Origin of the sequence: Mycoplasma sp. 2704 (assembly GCF_034863285.1) — a bacterium.
Taxonomy (GTDB): Bacteria; Bacillota_I; Bacilli_A; order Mycoplasmatales; family Metamycoplasmataceae; genus Mycoplasmopsis.
On the sequence record NZ_JAYFFD010000002.1, the window covers coordinates 1 to 21,703 of the forward strand.

Annotated in this window: 16 protein-coding genes, 1 tRNA gene and 1 riboswitch; of the genes, 16 read left to right on the top strand and 1 reads right to left on the bottom strand. The window is 28.0% G+C overall.

Going from position 1 to position 21,703, the window contains the following annotated elements; translation table 4 throughout:
- The first annotated feature begins 374 nt into the window (after positions 1-374).
- Positions 375-542, top strand: a riboswitch (Lysine riboswitch).
- Positions 543-639: 97 nt separating this feature from the next.
- The 10 genes from pepF (at position 640) to VBM90_RS00765 (ending at position 15,496) form a co-directional block, all read left to right on the top strand.
- On the top strand, positions 640-2,490 hold the full coding sequence (gene pepF, locus VBM90_RS00720; protein ID WP_323176493.1) for an oligoendopeptidase F: 1,851 nt from the start codon (positions 640-642) through the stop codon (positions 2,488-2,490).
- A gap of 10 nt (positions 2,491-2,500) precedes the next feature.
- Positions 2,501-6,370: an OppA family ABC transporter substrate-binding lipoprotein gene (locus VBM90_RS00725; protein WP_323176494.1), complete on the top strand. Its 3,870-nt coding sequence runs from the start codon at positions 2,501-2,503 to the stop codon at positions 6,368-6,370.
- Between the two features lie 14 nt (positions 6,371-6,384).
- Positions 6,385-7,545 (top strand): ABC transporter permease, encoded by a 1,161-nt coding sequence (locus VBM90_RS00730; protein ID WP_323176495.1) that lies wholly within the window; start codon positions 6,385-6,387, stop codon positions 7,543-7,545.
- 12 nt (positions 7,546-7,557) lie between these two features.
- On the top strand, positions 7,558-8,907 hold the full coding sequence (locus tag VBM90_RS00735; RefSeq protein WP_323176496.1) for an ABC transporter permease: 1,350 nt from the start codon (positions 7,558-7,560) through the stop codon (positions 8,905-8,907).
- An 11-nt stretch (positions 8,908-8,918) separates the two neighbouring features.
- Complete coding sequence (locus tag VBM90_RS00740) at positions 8,919-9,971, top strand: ABC transporter ATP-binding protein (protein ID WP_323176497.1); 1,053 nt, start codon at positions 8,919-8,921, stop codon at positions 9,969-9,971.
- A complete protein-coding gene (locus tag VBM90_RS00745; RefSeq protein WP_323176498.1) occupies positions 9,964-12,342 on the top strand; it encodes an ATP-binding cassette domain-containing protein in 2,379 nt (792 codons plus the stop codon). The genes VBM90_RS00740 and VBM90_RS00745 overlap by 8 nt, the downstream gene beginning before the upstream one ends.
- A complete protein-coding gene (locus tag VBM90_RS00750; RefSeq protein ID WP_323176499.1) occupies positions 12,342-12,821 on the top strand; it encodes a DUF3899 domain-containing protein in 480 nt (159 codons plus the stop codon). The genes VBM90_RS00745 and VBM90_RS00750 overlap by 1 nt, the downstream gene beginning before the upstream one ends.
- Positions 12,822-13,157: 336 nt before the next feature.
- Positions 13,158-13,241: transfer RNA gene (locus tag VBM90_RS00755), tRNA-Leu, on the top strand.
- Positions 13,242-13,362: 121 nt separating this feature from the next.
- Positions 13,363-14,316, top strand: a complete 954-nt coding sequence (gene holA / locus VBM90_RS00760) for a DNA polymerase III subunit delta (RefSeq protein WP_323176500.1) — start codon at positions 13,363-13,365, stop codon at positions 14,314-14,316.
- Positions 14,267-15,496 carry a hypothetical protein gene (locus tag VBM90_RS00765; protein ID WP_323176501.1) on the top strand — a complete coding sequence of 410 codons (1,230 nt, stop codon included), beginning with the start codon at positions 14,267-14,269 and terminating at the stop codon, positions 15,494-15,496. Before holA ends, VBM90_RS00765 begins: the two co-directional genes overlap by 50 nt.
- Position 15,497: 1 nt before the next feature.
- On the opposite strand, the gene VBM90_RS00770 is transcribed toward VBM90_RS00765, so the two are convergent.
- Positions 15,498-16,433 (bottom strand): nucleotidyltransferase, encoded by a 936-nt coding sequence (locus tag VBM90_RS00770; RefSeq protein WP_323176502.1) that lies wholly within the window; start codon positions 16,431-16,433, stop codon positions 15,498-15,500.
- A gap of 122 nt (positions 16,434-16,555) precedes the next feature.
- Here VBM90_RS00770 and VBM90_RS00775 point away from each other — a divergent pair, with 122 nt between their 5' ends.
- From VBM90_RS00775 to secDF, 6 genes are all read left to right on the top strand, one after another.
- Positions 16,556-17,035, top strand: a complete 480-nt coding sequence (locus tag VBM90_RS00775; protein WP_323176503.1) for a hypothetical protein — start codon at positions 16,556-16,558, stop codon at positions 17,033-17,035.
- A gap of 139 nt (positions 17,036-17,174) precedes the next feature.
- Positions 17,175-17,375: a 50S ribosomal protein L32 gene (gene rpmF, locus VBM90_RS00780; RefSeq protein WP_257088893.1), complete on the top strand. Its 201-nt coding sequence runs from the start codon at positions 17,175-17,177 to the stop codon at positions 17,373-17,375.
- Positions 17,376-17,466: 91 nt separating this feature from the next.
- On the top strand, positions 17,467-17,772 hold the full coding sequence (locus tag VBM90_RS00785) for a hypothetical protein (protein ID WP_323176504.1): 306 nt from the start codon (positions 17,467-17,469) through the stop codon (positions 17,770-17,772).
- A complete protein-coding gene (locus VBM90_RS00790; RefSeq protein ID WP_323176505.1) occupies positions 17,726-18,070 on the top strand; it encodes a hypothetical protein in 345 nt (114 codons plus the stop codon). Before VBM90_RS00785 ends, VBM90_RS00790 begins: the two co-directional genes overlap by 47 nt.
- Positions 18,042-18,998 carry a Holliday junction branch migration DNA helicase RuvB gene (gene ruvB, locus VBM90_RS00795; protein ID WP_323176506.1) on the top strand — a complete coding sequence of 319 codons (957 nt, stop codon included), beginning with the start codon at positions 18,042-18,044 and terminating at the stop codon, positions 18,996-18,998. Before VBM90_RS00790 ends, ruvB begins: the two co-directional genes overlap by 29 nt.
- Before the next feature lie 65 nt (positions 18,999-19,063).
- Complete coding sequence (gene secDF, locus VBM90_RS00800; protein WP_323176507.1) at positions 19,064-21,661, top strand: protein translocase subunit SecDF; 2,598 nt, start codon at positions 19,064-19,066, stop codon at positions 21,659-21,661.
- The last annotated feature ends 42 nt before the right edge of the window (positions 21,662-21,703 follow it).

Here is a 21,703-nt window from a genome sequence, read left to right on the forward strand (position 1 = left end):
ACTTTTGATGATCTTAGCAAAATAATTAATGAGTTTATTTTTTGATACAATAATGGAAGAATTCAATCAAAATTAGATTGAAAAACACCCCAACAACATTGAGGTGTTATTATGTCTAATTAAACCTTCTGTCCACTTTTAGTGTCCCAGTTTAGTAATGCTATTTTTTATTTATACCTTACTCACATATATAAAAATATTTTAATTTTTAAAAATAAATCAATATTATGGTTTATAATAAAAAAATGAAAATGCAGAAAAACAGAATTATTAATATCACCAATATTCGTTGATTTCATATTAACGTTTAATTTGGTGTATTCTGTTAACAAAAACATAACAGATTACATTAAAAATGAAATCTGTTATGTGATAAATACTATAGAGGAGCTTTTAATAAAAGTAAATATTCTAGCAGGCATGCAAAGATGAATATTGAAAGGATATAAAAGCCGAAATATAGAGGTTGGCAAACTTCTATGTTGGTAGAAAAGCATAAAAGATTTCTACTCTTTGGTTTAACCATTGGTGCTATAGATTTACATCCTTTTAATAACATTAATTTATTTTAAATTTTGTATTAAAGTTTTGTAGATTTATAGTTCTACAAAACTTTTTATTTTATTATTTGGAGTTATTATGAAAGCAAAACAATACAAAAAATATGAAGATGTACCTAAAAAATATCGTTGAAACTTAGAAGACATTTTACAAGGTAAAAAATTAGACGACTGAATCAATGAGTATGTAGCACTATACAAAGAAAGAATTAAAAATAAAGATTCAAAATACGACTCAATTGAAGCATATTTAGAGGATTTAAAAGTTAGTGAGCAATTAACACTTATTAGTAACAAGGTTTCTAATTATTTAAGTAACAAGCAAAATGTTAATTTAATTGATCCTGAAATTATCAAAAAATCACAAGATGTTGAATTTTTAGATAATCAACTTGAAACTGAATTCGGTTCTGAAATTAATAGATTTTATGCAAACTTAGACAAAATGAAAGTTTGAAAAGATGATCTAAGATTAGCAGATTACAAAATGCAAATTGAAGAAACAATTGAACAACATAAACATAAATTAAGTGATGATGTTGAAGAATACATTTTACAAACATCATATGGAGAACCTGATCCACACAACATTTTCTCAATTATTACTAATTCAGAATTAGATTATGGATATGTTGATTTATCAGACAAAAAGAAAATTAAATTAAATAAAACAAATAGAAATCAATTACTTAAATCAGATAAAAAAGAAGTTAGAAAGCAAGCTTTTGAAAAGTTCTGAGATGCTTACTACAAACACAAAGATTCATTAGCAGAAACTTTATTCCAACACTTTAAGAGCTTAACCGTAGCTGCAAAAGTTAGAAAATACCCATCAGCAGTTATGATGTTAACTAATTCAGATAAAGTTACTGATGAAATCTTACAAACATTATTTGATCAAGTTGCTTCAAACATTAAAGTATTAGCTAAATATTCAGAAGCATACAAAAAATTCTATAAAGCTAAATATAAGTCAAAAATGGAAAAATGAGATACATTAAGAGAACTTGTAAATGTTAAAACCTCATACACAGTCGAAGAAGCGGTTGATTTAGTTAATGAAGCTGTAAAACCGTTTGGCGAAGAATACGCAAACGAAGCTAAAAAAGCGTTAACAGAAAATTGAGTTGATTTTATGAGTGTCCAAAACAAACGTTCAGGAGCTTACAGTATCGGTGGAACTTATGGAATTGATAAGAAGTACATTTTAATGAACTTTGATGGTCAATTAGATTCAGTAGAAACTTTAGCTCACGAATTAGGTCACTCAATGCATTCATATTTTGCAACTAAATATCAACCATTACCACTTAGCTCATATCCAATTTTCTTGGCTGAAATTGCATCAATTTTCAATGAGTCAATGTTATATGACTACTTACTTAAAACATCTAAAAACGATCTATTTAAATTTGAAATCTTATCAAAAATTATTCAAGGGTTTATTGGTACAGTAGTAAGACAAGTTGAATGAGCTTCATACGAATACAACTTGTACAAAGGTATAGAAGAAGGAAATGTTGCAGGAAGCTATGAAGCAATTTCAAAACTTTACCACGAAAATTCACTTAAATTCAAATACAAATCTAAGAAGGGTAAAAAAGCTAAATATGTAGCTAAAGAAAACTTGGGCTCAATTTATGTGCCTCACTATTACTATGGTTTTTATGTATATAAATATGCAGTTGGGCAATTAACAGCAAATTACTTCTTTGCTCAATATAAAGAAAAAGGTAAAGAAGCATTAGATAACTACATTCACAATTTCTTAAAAGCTGGTGGAAGTGATTATCCACTTGAAATTCTTAAAAAAGTTGGAGTTGATTTACTTGATAAAAACTTCTATAAACAAAGTTTTGATTACTTATCAGATTTAGTAAATCAATGAATTAAATTAGGAAACAAAATTTTCAAATTAGATAAAAAATAAGGAGGTATCCGTGAAAAAATACAAAAAATTATTATTAGGTGCTTTATCCGGTTTGTCCATAATATCACCATTAGTAATTGCTTCGTGTTCGAATACAGGTGATAAACCAAAAAAACCACCTTTGAGCAGTGAAGAGAGAGCGAATTATCAAAGATTATCTGTCCAAGAAACAAATCTTGCTAATGAAGCTTGAGCAAAATATCAAGATTATTACGCTAAAAAAGAAGCTCTTTATGAACAATTACACGATACTGAAACTGAATATAGAGCTGCTAAAAATGAAAATACAAATTCATTTAGAAAATTAGTTTCATTACAATCAGAAAAAAACTTTTATAGCTTGGTGTCTAGCTCAAACGATTTGTCTGCGTTAATTTTAGCAGTTGATAATTTACCTAAAAACAATGATGTCAACTTAGAAGTTTTAGATATATTAGGGAACTACACAAATAAATCTTATAAAGTTGTTTTAGAAGAAGGTTCAACACCTAAATCAGAACAATATAACGCAACACTTTCTAATATTGAAAAATTAAAGCAAGAGTTAGAAAACCAAAATATTAATCTTGATATTAATAAAAAATCTTTTGCAGAAAAAACTGCTGAATATAAGAAGTTAGAAGATAAAAATTCAGAAGAGGCACAAAAATTCAAATCAGCAATTAGTCAACTAGAACAAAATATTCAAGATTTAAACGAGCAAATTGAAGATATTAAATCTAAACAAGAAATTGCGAAACATACATTAGATAAATTAACACAGTTAATTAATGAAGATGTCTTAATGGGTTCAAGTTTTGCAGAACAAAGACAACAAAAGCTAAACGAATTAACAGAACAAGTAAAATCTGCAGAAGCTGAATACAACAAAACCAGCGAAAAATTCAATGCTGCTGATAATGCCTACAGAGCAAAACTTGTCGAAATCGAAAATCAATTCAATTCTCAATATGCAGAACAAATGAAGGTTGAATTAGAAAAATTCAATCTTCATAATAAATTAGCTAGAAATTATCAAGCTCAATTAATTGAAGATGATTTAGCTTCATATAGACAAGATTATGTTGATGAAAATGCTGGTCAAAATAACTTTTTAACTAGTGAGCAAGTTAAAAACATTCTTTATCCTAATATTGAATTCAATAAATCTAAAGTTAGTGATAGATTCGCTCAAAAACAAATTTATCAAGAAGTATATAACTCAGTTTATTCATCAAACACATATCCGTGAGATGTAAGTGCTGGATATGGTAATCCAGTTGACCCATTACTTTGAACAACTTATTCATCTCTTATTTCTTTAGAAAGTTCAGGTAAGGCAAAATTTATTAACACTGAAAAATCAGCACTTTCTGAAGATGGAATTACAAACAAGAAAACAGAACTTATCTTACAACCTACATTACAAAGATTTAAATTAGATTTAGCTGATGCAATCATTCTATATCTTCAAAAAGAAGAAAACGGAACTAAATTAACTGACCCAAATGGTAAGCCAATTTTAGAAGCTATTGTTTTTGATCAAGATGACGCTGGATTAGTTCCTGGACCAACTGAACACGATGATGTGCTTAATGTAGATTACTACACAACAAGTATTGTTAAAAGAACTTCATCTAATCCACGCTCTATTAACTCAGCTAACTTCTTCGAAAAAGTTGGTTTAGCTCACAGAATGGAATTTAGAATTAGAAATGGTGTATTTTGAGTTGATTCAAACGGTAATAAAACACAATATCCTGTTGTTGCAGATGACTTTTATATTTCAATTCTAAGAACAAAAATGAATGACACACTATTCAGAAGACAAAATGGTGGAAGCAAAACTGCAGATGATGATATTAGATCGATGTTATCTGAACCAAACAAACTTTTTGATGATAGACAACAATATACAAACTCTTATTTATTTGATTTATTTAATGTAAGCTTAGACAAAATATTAGATCGTTCAAATTCAGTTGTTAACAAAGATGGACGCTCATATTTCGGACTTGAACGTCTTAATGAAAACGCAGCTGCATCATTTGTAAATATTTTAGATATGATAACTAAATCATATGAATTTGCTGCAGCTCCATCTGAATTTATTAAAGATAAAAACAGAAGAAATGATCAGGACATAACTCCACAAACTAAAGAAGATCAAAGTAATGAAGTCAAAATTAACAAAATTAGACAATCAGTTCAATCGATTGATGGACTTGCAAAAGATTCAGGTATCTACTGATATGGATTTTCACAGGATAAAACTTTATTTGCCGGAAAATACTATGGTTCTAAATTTAATTCAGACACATTAACTCAATCAACATTTAAAAATATGCATTATTGAGATTCAGAGTTTGTTAATAACCCAACAACGATTAATCAGTTCTCTTCAAGATTTCAAAACTATTTAGTTGATGCTGCGATTTTTGATGATTCATCATACAATCAATATTTATTTGGTCAAAAAGCATCATATTCATTTACAGGCTTAACTCAAAAAAGAAGAGATGCAGTGTTACAAGATCCAAATGACTATGGACTTAACTCAGTTAAGTTATCAAATAAAGGTTCATTAACAAAAAACTTTATTTGATCACTTTTACCAAAAGAAGGTTCATCAACAACTTACTTTAATGATGCTTATTCATATGTAATGTGAAATATGTCAACTGCCGAAGCAATTTCTCAATCTTCTAAAAATGCAATTAAATCAGTATCTGTAGGTACAGGGGCTGAATTTAAAACAATTTTATCAGCTGCAATTGACTGAAACACAATCGGTATGATGCAAAGAAAACCACAACCTGCAGTTGGTTGAGTAAGTTACCTTGCACCTGATAATGATATTAATTCAAACGCTTTAGATAACTCAACTGCAAACAGTTTAAGAAGCAATAGCGATATTGTTAACGCATTTTTTGTAGTTGATTCACAAACAGGACAAAGAGTTGATTTCGGTGCAATTGGAAACTTAATTAATCCGAGCGATACTCAAAACATTAATACAACAGCTGATGATTCAGTTAAGAGTGTTGTTTATGAGCAACTTAAAGCAAGAATGAAAGACTTACTCGATAGAGTTTATGCTCAAAACCCTACTCTCCTAGGCAAAACAGTAGATATTAGTATCTTTTATAGATTCTTCAACTATCCAACTTTAGCCATTAATGCACTTGATTTACTTATTAAAGCTTGAAACGGTTTAGATCCTAGATTAAACATTAAATTAATCAAACCAATAGATAAAGATGAGTGAAGAGGATTCTGAACTACAACACCATCTCCGGTAGACTTAATTGGATGAGGATACGACTACAACGGAATTGGTTCAGGTATTACAGGAGTCGCACAAAGAGCTCATATAACTACTGCAATGCTTGCAATTTTAGCTGACCCTGAATATGCACAAAAAATGCAAGCTTTATATCCTCAACTTTATAAAGCAGCACAAAGACTTGGTGAATTTATCAAAATTGATGGAAATAAATTATCAATTACACCAGAGCAAGTTACATTCAATTTAACAAACAGTCAAGTCCAACATCTTTCAAACATTATGGGTATGTACAAATGAGATGGTGAAAAATTAATCAGAATGGATGAATCAGACAACTTAAGTTCATATACATCTTGAGATAACTTAAACGCAAACTTCTGATTAGATTACACACAAAATCCAGATCCAGTTACAGGTGAAATGGTTTCAAAATTAGATTTAGTTCATTTAGCACAAGAAATTGGAAACTTTGTTGGAGCAGTACCAAGTGCATTCTCATATATGAGTACATCAATACTTGCTAAAACACTTAAAAACCCTAACTATTTAGTTCCTGAATTTGAAACAGAAATTCCATATTGAGTAGATATTAGAACAGTTAATGGAAAATAATTGAAAGGAGAAAAATGCTTAAATACTTATTTAAACGTATAGGTTTTGCTATCGTTACTTTGTTTATCATTATAATGGTAGTTTACCTTATGGTTGCACAGTTTTCAGATAATCCATTTGCTAAAAAAGCACTTGAGCAAGCTGGTGAAAATAATTCTTCAGCAGTTAATGCAGGTGAGATGAAAAGGTTATTTGAAAACTCAGTTAAGTACCATTTAATACCTGATAATTTGATTTATGAGAATGTTAAAACAGAATGATTTAATATGAAACTAAATCCAGTTATCAGATTTGGTTACTGAGTTGGAGATTTATTTAGCAACCCATCAAACCCATTTGGATATCCATTCAATAATTCACTTTTAGAAAATGCAGACGTTAAAACAATTCCTGAATATTTCTTTAAGTACCTTAAATACTCTATCATTATCACATTACCTGCTTTCTTAATTTCTTCTCTTATCGGAATTACTTTAGGAATAGTTTCAGGGTACAAACGTGGAACAGTTGCTGATGCATCAATTAACTTCTTTGCACTTGTCTTTATAGCGCTTCCATCGTTTGTTATCGCGCCTATTATTATTTCAATCTTGTTCTCAATGAACTTTCCACCAAATTTCATTAACTTTAATAACCCTGCTGAAGTTGAAGCCTATGGTGTAGGCAAAATGATATTAAGTTGACTTCCACCAATCTTAGTTATCGTGCTTGGTTCACTATCAGGGTACATTACTTACACAAGAAACCAAGTTATTACAGTTCTTACATCAAACTACATTTTAATTGCTAAATCTAAAGGTTTAAGCAAAAGAGAAATTTTCTTTAAATATGTTTTAAGAAATATTTCAATCCCACTTGCTGCAATTTTAATTCCATCTTACATTCCTCTTTTAAGTGGTGGAATTGTTATTGAAACTTACTGAGGAGTACCTGGTACATCCCAAGTTATTACGCAAGCATTCCCTAATGGTGAAATTAACATCATTATGTTCTCAACAGTGTTCTTCACATCACTTAGTTTATTTACAACAATACTTGTAGATATATCATTTGCTTTCTTAGATCCTAGAATTAAATACTCTGCATCTAACCCATATAGTGTTACAAGATTTATAAGAAACTACTTCTTAAGAAATAAACAATTTAAAGAAAATGAAAAAATAAAACAATCATAGAAAGGAGCAAATATGAACGCAAGAGAATTTGAAAAGAAATATAAATTATCTTTAGATAGCATTCGTCCAGCCATTTCACAATTTGCTCCTAAAGATGATAGTACGCTTAATTCAATCGCTGGTAAACCTAAAAAACTTTTAGTTGAAATCATTAAGCGTTTCTTTACAAACTGAGTTGCAATTGCTGCATTAATTGTATTTATAACTATCTTAGTAATTTCAATTTTTGTAACTGAAACTGCAAAGTATTCAGCTACAAAACCACTTTATAATTCAGTTGGAATTTGAACAATTGATCCACAAACAATGCAAGTTGGTAAATACATTGATTCATCAACAAGTAACATCATAGGACTACCACCAATGAGCAGTCCTTGATATCCTGCTCAAGGTCACATTGATAACTATGAGACATTAATTAATACTTGAGCAAGTAGAGATTATTATGGTGGAGTTTTATGAAGAGACTTTATTTACTTTGGTGAAAATAATCCTGCTAATGCAATTAAAATTGTTGATATCTCAGATTCAACGAACAAAGTTTTAGTTAATGCTTACGTGTTTAACAAACTTCAAAATATCGGTATTGCTTTAGAAAAATCGCAAATTGACCCATCAGTTTCAGCTGAAAAAGCTAGAGAATACATTCAGGCTATCTTAAATCACAATCCACAATTTTCATTATCTACTTACTTAGGAACAAACCAAGCTGGAGTTGATATATGAACACAGTCTTGAGTTGGAACTTGAGAAGCAATTAAATTAGCTTTAATAGTTGCTACAATTCAAACAATTATCGGGGTTGCAATTGGTGCTTATTTAGGTTTCCATGTTGGAACTTGAATCGATACAACAATAATGAGACTTATTGATATTTTTATGGCACCACCAACAATGATTTGATTATTAATCTTTGCCGCTACATTCGGTACATCAAACTTAACTTTAGGAATAGCACTTGTATTTATTGGTTGAGTTAGATCGGTTGGAAGCACAAGAATGTTCATAATTACTGTTAAAGATCAAGAATACATTACATCTTCACAATCAATCGGTGCATCAAAAGCTAGATTAATTTACAAACACGCATTACCTGCAATCATTGGAAAAATTTCAACAAGCTTCGTTGCATCTATTCCATCAATTATTATGCAAATTTCATCACTTGCATTCTTAGGATTCTTCAAATCAGATAGTGCTAACTTAGGAACAATTTTATCTAACGCAGCATCACAAGCAGGGGATAACGCATTTATCTTAATCTTACCTGCATCAATCTTATTATTAATTTCAGTTTCACTTCACTTTGTTGCATTAGGAGTTCACGATGCTCTTGATCCAAAAGTTATTAAAACAAGATAGGAGGTAGATTTATGGAAAACAAAGATTTATTATTAGATGTTAAAAACCTTAAAGTCTCATTTAAATTAAGAAGAAATAAATTTATCACTATCGTACGTGGTGTTGATTTAAAAATCAGAAAAGGTGAAATAATAGGTATTGTAGGTGAATCTGGTTCAGGGAAATCAGTTACATCCAAATCATTACTCAACATAAATGAGAATTCATTTATTACAGCTGATAAAATGGAAATTGATGGAATTAACTTACTCAGTAGCGAAAAAGATAAATTCTGAGAAACAATTAGAGGACATAAAATCGGTTACATTCCTCAAGACCCACTTACATCACTTAACCCAACTAGAAAAATTGGTAAACAATTATTAGATGCACTTAACAAAAATTATGAATGAAAAAAATCAACATATTTAGAAAAAAGAGAATACTTAATTTCGCTACTTAAGCGTTTTGGAATTCGTCAAGCTGAAGCTGTTTTTGATATGTACCCACACACACTTAGTGGTGGTATGAAACAACGTGTCGTTATTACAATGGTTGTTGCACTTAAACCAAGTTTAATTATTGCTGATGAACCTACAACAGCACTTGATCCTACAGTTCAAGCTTCTGTGTTATCATTATTTGAAAATATTAGACAAGAATTCAATATTACAATTATCTTAATCTCACACAACATTTCAGTTGTTGCTAAATTCTGTGACTACATTTATGTAATGTACGCAGGAAAAATAGTTGAGAAAGGAACAAAAAAGGATGTTTTCACAGAACCAAAACACCCTTACACATGAGCTTTAATTTCAGCTATTCCTGAAAATAGAGAAGATAGATTATATTCAATCAGTGGAACACCACCTGATATGAACAACTTACCTTTAGGAGACGCATTTGCACCAAGAAACCAATATGCATTAGAAATTGATTTTCTTAAAGAACCTCCTTTATTCGAAGTTTCACCAACACATTGAGCAGCTACTTGATTATTGCATCCAGATGCTCCAAAAGTTCAATTTTCAAAAGAATTACAAGCTAGATTAGAAAGTTTTAAGAAGGTGTTTAATGAGTAAAAAAACAATATTAGAAATTATTAATCTTAAAAAATACTTTGTTAACAAAAACAATGTTAACAAAGCTGTTGATGATGTTTCTTTTGATTTAAAAGAAGGTGAAATAGTAGGTCTCATAGGTGAATCAGGTTCAGGTAAGACAACAATCGGACGTTCATTATTACGTTTATATAATGACTACAACGGTTTTGTTAGATTAGATGGAAAAATCATTTCAGGAAAAAGAATTTCTAAAAAACGTAAGAAATTTATGCACAAAAACATCCAAATGATTTTCCAAGACCCAATGGCATCGCTTAATGGACAAAATACAATTTTCAGTATTTTAAAAGAACCATTAATTGTTAATGGAATAATTAAAAATAAAATTAAAAACATTAAAAAAGATTTAAAAGATGTCACAAATAACTTCAGATACACATTTTTAGAACAAGAATTATTGTTAAGACTCGAAAACCTAAAAATAATTAACAAACTTCACATCCCATTAATTAAAAAATGAGAAAAGTTATCTGAAAACATTCAATTTGACATTGAAAACAATATTGATGATCAATTTAACTCATATTTTTCATATTTAGAAGAGAGAACAAAAATTAACTCTCAAGTTATTAACAACCTTTATAAAAATAATGAAAAGTTAATTCAATTATTTGAGCAAAAACAATCTGACTTTAGACATAGAAAAATCGACTTAGATGAAATTGATCTTGAGGAAGCTAAACTTAAATACAAAAAAGTTAAACAGCTTGCAAGTTTTAGTCCAGAGTACTTTGAATTAAAAGATTTATACAATGATCAAAAAGCCTACTACAAAGAGCAAAAAGTGAATTTCAAGGATACTGTGTCAATTTCAAAAACATCAATTAAAAACTTTTTAGCAGAAGTTAAAAACGAATACACAATGCACAAAAATGATGCAAGAAGTACAACATTTTTAGACTTATATTTTCACGAATACAAACTTTATTTAATTAACTATAGCTTATATAGACAGTTAAAACAAAATTATCGTTTGCTTAAATTTTTATCATTTGAAGATTTAGTTGAGCTCTCAGATGAGTTTAGAGATTACTCACAAGACTTTTATACAAAATTAAATGTTGATACAAGATTTAAATCATCAATCAAAGAACTTCAAAACATAGTTTCAAACGAATACAATTTTGATCTTTCAAAATTCATTCAAAGATCACAGCATTTAGGTTCTAAGTTACTTCAAAACTACAAGGAAGCTAAAAAAACGAAAAATAAAACATTCTTTAGAATGTTTGTAGAATTCTTTAAAGATCCTCAAGATGTAAGTGATCAAATCAAAGTTGCAAAAGAAGAACTTAAACAAAAACAAGAAGTGTTTAATTCCGAACTTGCAAAATACTTACAAGAATACTCAAACAGAATTTATGACATTAGAGCAGAAATTGATGAAGCATTAAAATTCCAACAAGAGTTAAGAAGTAAAGATAATGTGATTTTCGAAAACTTTAAGAAAAATCACGCTAACTTTATCAAGTTTTACAAAGAAAACTTAATTGAACCACTACTCAAAGAGCCTAAAGCATCTAGAAATAATGCTTTAATTAAACAAAGACAAATTGATTTAAATATCTATAAAACAAATGTTTCAGATAGATTAAATGGAATTGAATCATTCAAAATTGAAACTAAATATTTAAATGCAAACTTAAGTGATATTAGATTGCTTATGGGAATTTCAAGTTTAGATATGTGGCTTCAAAACAGATGATGTGCTAATTTTGTTAAATTCTTAATTGCTCCATATCGTTTCTTAAGAGTAGGTAACTTATATGTAAGAAATATAATTTACAAATCTTTGGAAGATGTTGGGTTGCTAAAACAATTTGCTTACCGTTATCCACACGAGTTTAGTGGTGGTCAAAGACAAAGAATAGTTATAGCAAGAGCATTAATTACAGAACCTAAAGTAATTGTTGCTGATGAACCTATTGCTTCACTTGATATTTCTATCCAAGCTCAAGTTGTAAATCTTTTAAAAGATTTATGTAAACAAAAAAATATTGCTATGATTTTTATAGCACACGATTTATCAATGATTGAATATGTCGCTGACAGAGTTCAGATTATGCATTTAGGTAAAATTGTTGAATCAGGACAAACTGAAGAAATCTATGCAAAACCAATTCACCCTTACACACTTAATTTATTCAAAGCAATACCTAAAATTTCAAATGCTAATGAAAAATTCCAAGATGTTAAGTTTGAATTATCATATTTAGATGAACAACAATTCCCTAATATTCCGACAATTCATACAGTTGAGAAAAATAAACATTATATTTATGCAACTGATGAACAAGCTAAAAAATGAAAAGAAGGTAAATACAATTAATGAAAAAGTTAATATATAGAAGTTTAAATAAATTAAAATTTGAATTTGCAACACTTAGATTTTATTTAATATCACTAGCTTTTCTAGTTATATACTTTGTGATAGCTGGTGCATATTTAGGAAAAAATAATGCATTATTAGCTGAGGAAAAATATCATTACAACATACTCATAAACGGTTTTTCAATTCCAGCTTATGTTACTTGTTTAGTGGCTTTATTATGTATTATTTTCAAACTTGGTTTTTTAGAAAAAAGTATTGAAAAATTCAAGATGTCTTGAACTAATCTACAAGATGCTAAAGAACAAAGAAGACTCAAGTCAATGACTAATGAAGAAAAGAAGACTTATCTTCATACAAAGGAAAAAACAAAAAAAAGACAAATAGACAAACCTGCACCATCTAAGTTTCCGTTTGTATTTAACTTTTCAATTTATTTACTTTTATCAATTATCTTCACAATTATTATTTATGCCTAATAATCCTTGCACATAGCTTTAAAACTATGTGCATTTTTTATACCCTTTCACTAAATGAATATTTTCCAAAAAGTCAAATTTACGATATTAAAGGAACATGCTTATTATAAGTAGGTAAAATGGTAATTATCTTTTTCATTGATTTTTACAAAAGAGTAAAAAGATAAGAAATTCTTATTGTTAGTTCAATTCTGAATTATAAAATACCTTAAGTCAGAAGTTTTGTTTTTACAATTCTTATTATTTATCACTTTCGGTTTAATAGTAAATTTAACAAGCTGATTATTCAGTTTGTTTTATTTTTAGATGGTTAAAAATTGATATAATAAATAATATGCCTTAGTGGTGGAATGGCAGACACCGTGGACTCAAAATCCACTGGAGAAATCCGTGCAGGTTCGAATCCTGTCTAAGGCACCAACTTACTGCACTTTGTGCAATTTTTTTATACCTTTTTAGTACTCATGCAGTAATAAAGAGCTAATAGAACATTTGAATATCTTTGTATAATAATTTTAATATTTGAATTTAAAGGAATGATATGAAGTTATATTATGGAACTGATTTAGAATACATTAAGTCAATAATTAAATCTGAGGAAAAAGATGTTCTTGAAAGAGATGTTTTTATTTTTGATAACAACTCATATTTAAGCTCGTTTGATACATTAAATGAGATTTTGTTAAGCAATGGTTTATTTTCTTCTAGAAAACTAATCATCCTCGAGAATATTAGTTTTAGCAAACCTGCAAAATCTAAAGATAATTCTAAAAATGAGTATTTATTAAATTTATTGAAATCAGTTGATTCAAATATTAGTGTTTATTTAATTTACAAAACAGAAATAATAAATAAAAGAGTTATAAGTGACGATGCATTAAAACTATGCGAAAAACCTAAAAAAATAGCTGCATTATTGCCTACACAGCTTGCAGACTATGTTATAAGTGAATTTGCGAGAAATAATATTGCTATAGATAAAACGACTGCATTGGTATTTTTACAAAAATTACCTAATGACTGAAAAATTATTAATAATGAAATTAATAAGTTGTGCTTATTAAACAAAACAATTACAGAAGATATAATTGAGCAAACCATTGCACCTTACCCATCAGATGATCCTTTTCAATTTTCTAATGCCATTTCAAGAGATGATTTTCAAGCTATGTATAAGATCTTTGAACAAAAGAAAAACGAAAACACACCTGTTATATTATTGTTTGCAAACTTTGTTTCAACGTTTACATTAGTAAATAGAATTTACTGATATCAAAGTTTAGGACTTAATATCTCTGAAATTTCACAAGCTTTAAATATGAATGAAAAAAGAGTTTTTGTTCACGTGATGATTTTAAAAAGATTTGGTTTTGATAGAGTGCAAAAAATAATTGAACAATTAGCTAAAACAGATAAATTATTAAAAACTTCAGGAGTTGATTCATATGATATTTTCGAAATGTTTATGATCCAAAATTTCGCCAAAAATAAATAAAACATTTATTTACTTGGATTCTCAAATTGTTAAATCACAAAATATTGAAGCTATTCAAAATTACTATGAGCAAGTACTAAAAGTGATTACTTCAAACATTGATGAAAAATTTGTTATTGTTCTACCTGATTTATATTCTCTATATAACTTTGATTTATTATCATCAAAAACAAATACAGAGCAAATTTTCTTACAGAAAATAGATAAGTTGAAAAGTTTTGTTTTTAATTTAAAGAAATTAAATATTGAAATTCAAGGAATTATTAAGTTTGATAATATAACTTCGTTTGCAGAATTATTAAGCAGACATAATGGTTTCGATGTTCAAAAAAATTTGAATAATGGAACATCATCAGATGAGACAAAGTATGTTGATTTATTGAACACACAAATGATGGATTTAGAATCTCTTGCAAATTCAGATAATCAGTTACATAAAGATTTTGAAAAAATTTATAAGTGACTTGAAATTGAATATGAAATTTCTAGTGTTGTCATTTCAGGTTTATTTGATTTTCTTAATGATAAGCAAAATAATATTCGTAAACCTCATATTCAATTAATCAAAAAAGCAATTGATAATTTAGCTGTAACCGTAACTCAGATTACTTTATATGAAAAGTACTACGACAAAGCTTTAAAAGTATGTAAACTATTCAACAATTATGATGTATTTACTAAGTTGGATACACATAAAGTAAGAAACATTGGAGACTATGATAAAGTTGTTTTTGCTAAAAATAATTTAAACTTCATATTCGACCCTAATTCATTCATCAATAAGTTTAATGATGTTTTAATTTACAAAACAGAATCATTATCAAACATTTTAAATTTATTATTAATATCACCTAAATTATTTGGATATCAAATTCCATTTAAGTCATTCAATAACAATGAAAATAATTTAAATTCAGTTATTAATTGAGAAGATAGATTTTTTGATTTATTCAACTCTTCAATTTTCAAAAGATACAAGATTCTAAAATACAATCCAAAACTTAAAAAGATTTTTGTCTCTACGTTTAAGACTAAAAAGTTAATTTGAAAAAAAATTATGTGCAACAATGTTACACATAATGTAATTATTAATAAAACAAATGGTTATGTAAGAATAAAATTCTTATTTAAAAAATTTAATAAGAAGAAATTAGAACCTTGAGGATTTTATATTTATTAAATTAATCTTTTTTAATATTCAAGAATATACTAAGATATGCTCTTTTTATTCTGCTTGCTGTGTATCTTTTCGATACACATGCATCAATAAATGAGTAATAATCATCATTTAAATTAACTTGTTTTTTAAATAAATTTTCCATACCCTCATCAATCATTTTAATTGAAGCTAATTGTTGAGGTGTTTTTTTATTTACTATTTTCTTAAACTTTTTATAAGTACTTGCAATATCATTTTTTGACTTATAAACTAGTCTCATAGGTGTGAACGCAGAAACGCCTTCATTGTTTTTAATCATACTTCTAATTTTTGAAGCACTTGCAAAATTAGACATAGTTTCATCTGAATGAAATGGAATTGTTCTTTGGATTGAAATTGCTTTAATATCTAAATTTGAATTAACAATTTCTTTAACATACTCTATTCCTAAAATATCATTAGGTAAAGTTATGCTTACTCCTATTAAATCAGATAAAGCTTGGGAAGCTGCTCTAGGAAATCCTGTTCCATTTTGCTTTAAATAGAACTTAATTTTCTTATTGTATTCATCAATATTATCTTTTATAGTTGTTGCGATTTTATAAAACAAATCAATATCATTTGTTTCAGAACCAAAAACTAAGTATTTTATTTTATGTTTAGCAAGCTGTTTTACACCATTTGATGCAAAAATATGAGCTGCTTGAATTGATTTTTCATCATCAAGCTTAATAACTTTATTAACTCCATATTTTTTTGCTATTTTAGCTCTTTTTCTGAATGATGTAATAGGGAATTCTCCACGTTGAGTGTATTTGTTTGTCATTCCAACAACAATATAAGCATTAGGAATATTTTCTTTAATTCAATTTATTTGATAAATATGACCGTTGTGAAATGGGTTGTATTCAGCCACAATTCCAACAATGTTCTTTTTTCTTGCAATAAAACTTTTCATGAATAAAATTATTATAATATAAATATATGAGTTTTTATAATGCTAATAAATATAACTACTTATATATGATTTAAAAAATACTTGGTTACTAAATATGTTTAGTAACCTGAAAGGAACATATTATGTTAAGTATTATTAAAGAACTCAAGCCAAAATTAGCTAAATTCAACATAGCAATTTTAGTTATTTCTATATTTGTGCTTGTTTCAGGCTTTTCATACTTTGCATTTTTAATGGCACTTACAAATTGCAAAAAATCAACTACTTCATCAAATGCTGTAATTTCACTTTTAGATTTGGGTGCACTTATGTCTCAATGATGATTAGTAACATTGATACTTATATTCGGAATTCTTAATGTAATTTGCATAGTGTTTATGCTAGATATTAGAAAATCTATTTTTGCATTAATTGCAAATAAAAAATTAGATTCAAAATATGCATCACTATTTAGAAAACATATTATTTTACAAATTATAGGTTTCTTATGTGCAGTAATTCTTCCAATCGTTACATCAGTGCTATTGAAAAAAGAATTAATCACACTTGATCAAGTGCTTCAAAAATTAGATTCTTCAACAGAAGTTTCACTTATCAAATAATTAAAAGTAGCGTTTGCTACTTATTTTTTTACATTGGAAAATATCACCAAAAAATCTAAAAATGGACTATTATTTTTTACCTTTTATACTATAATATAAAAGCTTTTAGACTAGTCAAAATATTAAAAAGGAGGTAACAATGGCCATTGTTCCAAAACGTAAAACGTCAAAACAACGTAAACACAAAAGAAACAGTCATTCAGCATTAGAATTACCTAACCTTGTAAATTGCAAGCAATGTTCAAACAAAATTGAACAACATGTTGTATGTAAATTCTGTGGATTTTATAAAGGTAAAAAAGTACAAGGGTACAAAGCTTTATTAGATCGTAACAACTAATAATTTAATTAAATTTATAAACTAGAACAGGTAACTGTTCTTTTTTTGTTCCTTTTTGAGAGTTTTTACTAAATAAGTGGAGGACAAAAAAATGAAATTATATTCAATCGGAGAAATAGTTTATAAAAACAAATCAAACATTATTTTAGAATCAAAAGGAGATGGATACATAGTAACTGTTGCTGACGAGAAAAGATGAGAAGTTGGACAAAAGACAAAATTATATTTATTTGAATACAGAACAGATTATATGACACACACTTATGGGTTCAAAGAATTTAAAGAAAGGTTATTATTTATCGACCTTATTGGTATAGAAAAAGTAGGGGCTAAAATTGCGATGAGCGTTCTTGAAAAAGGATGAGAATTATGTAGCTCACTTAATCGTTGATCATAAAACTGAAGAATTAGCATCAATTCCATTTGTTACTGAAAGAATGGCTAACTTAATTTGTTTTGAATTAGGTAATAAATGAGCAAAAATATTAACAAATGGAGATGCTAAAAAAGCTGAAAAATTACAACTGAAAGATGAGTTATATCAATCATTATTAGTTTTAGGATTTACTAAAGGTCAAATTGAAAGTGCAGTTAAAAATGTTAAATTAAATCAATCACTTGAAGATATGGTAGAAGAAAGCATTAAATTTATAGCAACTCAAAAAGATGAAGACAATAGATTTAAGACCGCGTAGTTTTGAAAAATTCATTGGTCAAGATAAATTAAAACAAACACTTTTAGCAATGATACAGAGTTCTAAAGTTCAAAATAAACCTTTAGATCACATTTTATTTTATGGAATGCCTGGTATGGGTAAAACAACTTTAGCAACTATCATAGCTAACCAAAAAGGTAGCAAAATCCACTTTGTACAAGGCACAAACATTGAAAAGAAAGCTGATTTAATTAGTGTTTTATCAGTTGTAAATGAAAATGATATTGTGTTTATTGATGAAATTCACAGCATTAATAAAAATGTTGTTGAATTTCTTTATGCTGCAATGGAAGATTTTGTTTTTGACTTAATCATAGGTGTAGATGGAAATTCTAGACCGATTAGAATGAAATTAAAACCATTCACATTAATTGGAGCAACTACAAAATTCAATGAAATTTCACAACCTCTTAAAGATAGGTTTGGTTACATTGGAAGATTAGTTAATTACACATTAAAAGATATTTGCAAAATCTTAAAAATTACTTGTTCAAAGTTAAATTTAAATTTAGATGACGAACTAATTAAGTACATTGCTTCTTATTCAAGAAATACACCTAGGTTAGCAAATCACTTAATTTATAGAGTTTTAGACTTTGCACTTTCTTCAGAAAAAGGTGAAATTACAAAGCAAATTATTAAGAAAACTTTTAAATATCTTGACCTATATGAATATGGTTTAACAAAGGATCATATTGAATATCTTCAAATTTTAAAAGATGGATTTGAAGAAAAATCAGTTTCATTAGACACTATTGTCGGTTTAACCTTACATAACAAATACGATATAGTCAATGAAATAGAACCAATCTTATTGCTCTTAAAATTAGTGCAAAAAACTTCTAGAGGAAGAAAAATAACATCTTTAGGAATAGATTATTTACTAAGACAAAACTTTTCAATTTAGTTTTAATTTCTTTTTATCTTATAGATAAAAAATAAAGCATATTTTTGGTAGAATTAATACTAATTATGAAATTAAGAAGCAGAATATCAGAATTTTTTAAGTTAAGCAATTGAAAGAGAATTGTGATAAGCACTATCACAATTATTTCAACAATCTTAGCTATTGTTTTTGGTAGTTTATTTTACATTGGTAAAAATGTAAATAAATCTATTGAGTATGGTGGAGGAATTGAAGTTTTAGTCCAAGTCCAAAAAGATAAAAAGAACGCAGACAATCAACTTACAAATCTTGTTAACACATCGTTATATAACAGACTTAATAGTACCGGTTTAAATGGAATTACAGTTAGTTCTGAAGGTGATGGAAAAATAAGAATCACTAAATCAGGTCAATTAACCGATTCAGAGAGAATTCTTTTCCAAAACGAAATTGTTGATAAACCATTATTAACAATTACTGATGGACAGTTAAGACCATTATTCTATGAAGGTTCATTTAAAGTTGGTGAGCCTATTGGAGTGGATGGTTCTCCTACAGATATACCTGCTTCAAAATGAATTCCACCATTTTTACAAGATTCTGCAACATCACAAGCAAATACATCGAATGGTAAAAACTCAGTTAGTCTAAAACTTAGGCCAGATAGTCAAGTTGAATGAACAAAAGCAACTGAATATGTTTCAAGTCAACAAGACAAACGTGTTTTAATGTGATTAAATATTGAAAAATTATTATCAATTGCACAAAATGAGTTTCCTGAAGATTGAGATCAATCAGGACATAATTTATGAAACTTTATTCACGTTACAAACCAAGCTTACTCAATTGATAATTCAACCGGTTACCCTAGAAGAGTTGAAAATGCTTTAAAAGAGTTTGAATTTAATGCAACTGCTTATATGATTTCAAACGCTTCAGTTAATGAACCATTAAATGGTGAAAGCGTACAAATCTCGGGTAATTTCACAGCTCAAGAAGCACAACACTTAGCTAACCAAATTAACTTTGGTTTAAGTGATTACGAGTTAGAAGTATTATCAAATGTTTATGTGCAACCTGATTTAAATAATTCATCATTTAACTATGCAATGATTGCTGGAATTGTTATCTTCAGTTTAATTTCAATATTTATGTTAGTTAACTATGGATTACTTGGTGCATTATCAACAATTTCAATTGCTCTTTATATTTTCTTAACATTACTAATCTTCACAGTATTAAGAGGAGAATATTCACCGGCTACATTAGCTGCCTTGATTATTGGAATTGGTATTAGTGTTGATGCAAACGTTATTACTTTTGAAAGACTAAAACAGCAAGTTTACACAGGTGACTCGCTGAAGAAGTCCTTCAGGAATGCTAATAAGCTAAGTATGTCATCAATTATCGATGCAAACGTTACAACTTTAATTGTTGGATTTATCCTATTCTACTTTGGTACAAAAGATGTGAAAGGATTCAGCATTACACTTGTATTATCTGTTTTATGTACATTGTTAATTATGTTAGTCTTTTCAAGATTTTTAGCGTCAATGTTAGTTGGAACAGGTATGTTCGATGACAAACTTTATATGTTAGGTATTAGAAAAAGATACATTAACCATAAAACTAAGATTGGTGAAATGATTGAAAACTTTGATTACTTGAAACAATCAAAATGATTTGCACTTGGTTCTGTGATATTTGTTCTTATTGGATTGATTGTGTTCATTTCACTTTCAGCATCTAATCACAATATTTGAGGAGGATTTAATAAATCACTTGAATTTGCTGGAGGAACAAATATAACTGTTCAACCATCAATTGGCTCTGCTATTACATTAGAAGATGCTGAATCTATTAAAAAAGTAATTGCAGATAATGCTGCAAAATACAATATTGAAAATGTTGACCAAATAGTTTCATTCTCAAAAGCAAGTGCTTCAGGAAATGAATATGTTGCAATGATTAAAACAAGTCAATCATTATCAGCAGATGTTGTTGAAAAAATTAGAGCTGATATTTTAAGTAATAATGCAAACGTTGAAATTATTAGTTACACAATTTCAACAAGTGAAGCTAACAAATTAGTATTAAATGCAGTTTTAGCTACTGTAATCAGCTTTGTTGGAATTATTGTTTACTTATTATTCAGAATGAGCTGAACTTACTCAATTGCGGCAATTATTGGTTTAGTTCATGACTTCTTAATGGTTATTGCTTTCATTGTAATTACAAGATTACAAGTTTCAACAATCATAGTTGCAGCTATGTTATCAATTTTAGGTTTAAGTATCAATGATACTGTTGTTACATTTGATAAGATACGTGAAACAATTAAAACTAAATTCAATGGAAAAATTCTTAAAAAAGATGATATCAAGTCAATTGTTAACCACTCAATCGCACAAACATTCAAGAGAAGTTTATATACATCGGGAACAACAATTCTAGCTATTTTAGTTCTATTATGCTTTAACAATGCTACAAATATGTCATTTAACATTGTTATGTTATTTGGAATTTCAATTGGAGTTTACTCATCAATCTTTATTTGTTCTTGAGTATGAGCAATGTTAGAAGGGCACAAACAAAGAAAAATTCAAAAGAGAATTGATACAGGTTACTGAAACGTTAACCTTCCAGATGAGCAAACATTCGCTGGAGTAAATGATTATCTTTAAAATTTCAAACTCACAAACGTGAGTTTGTTTTTTAACAAAAAC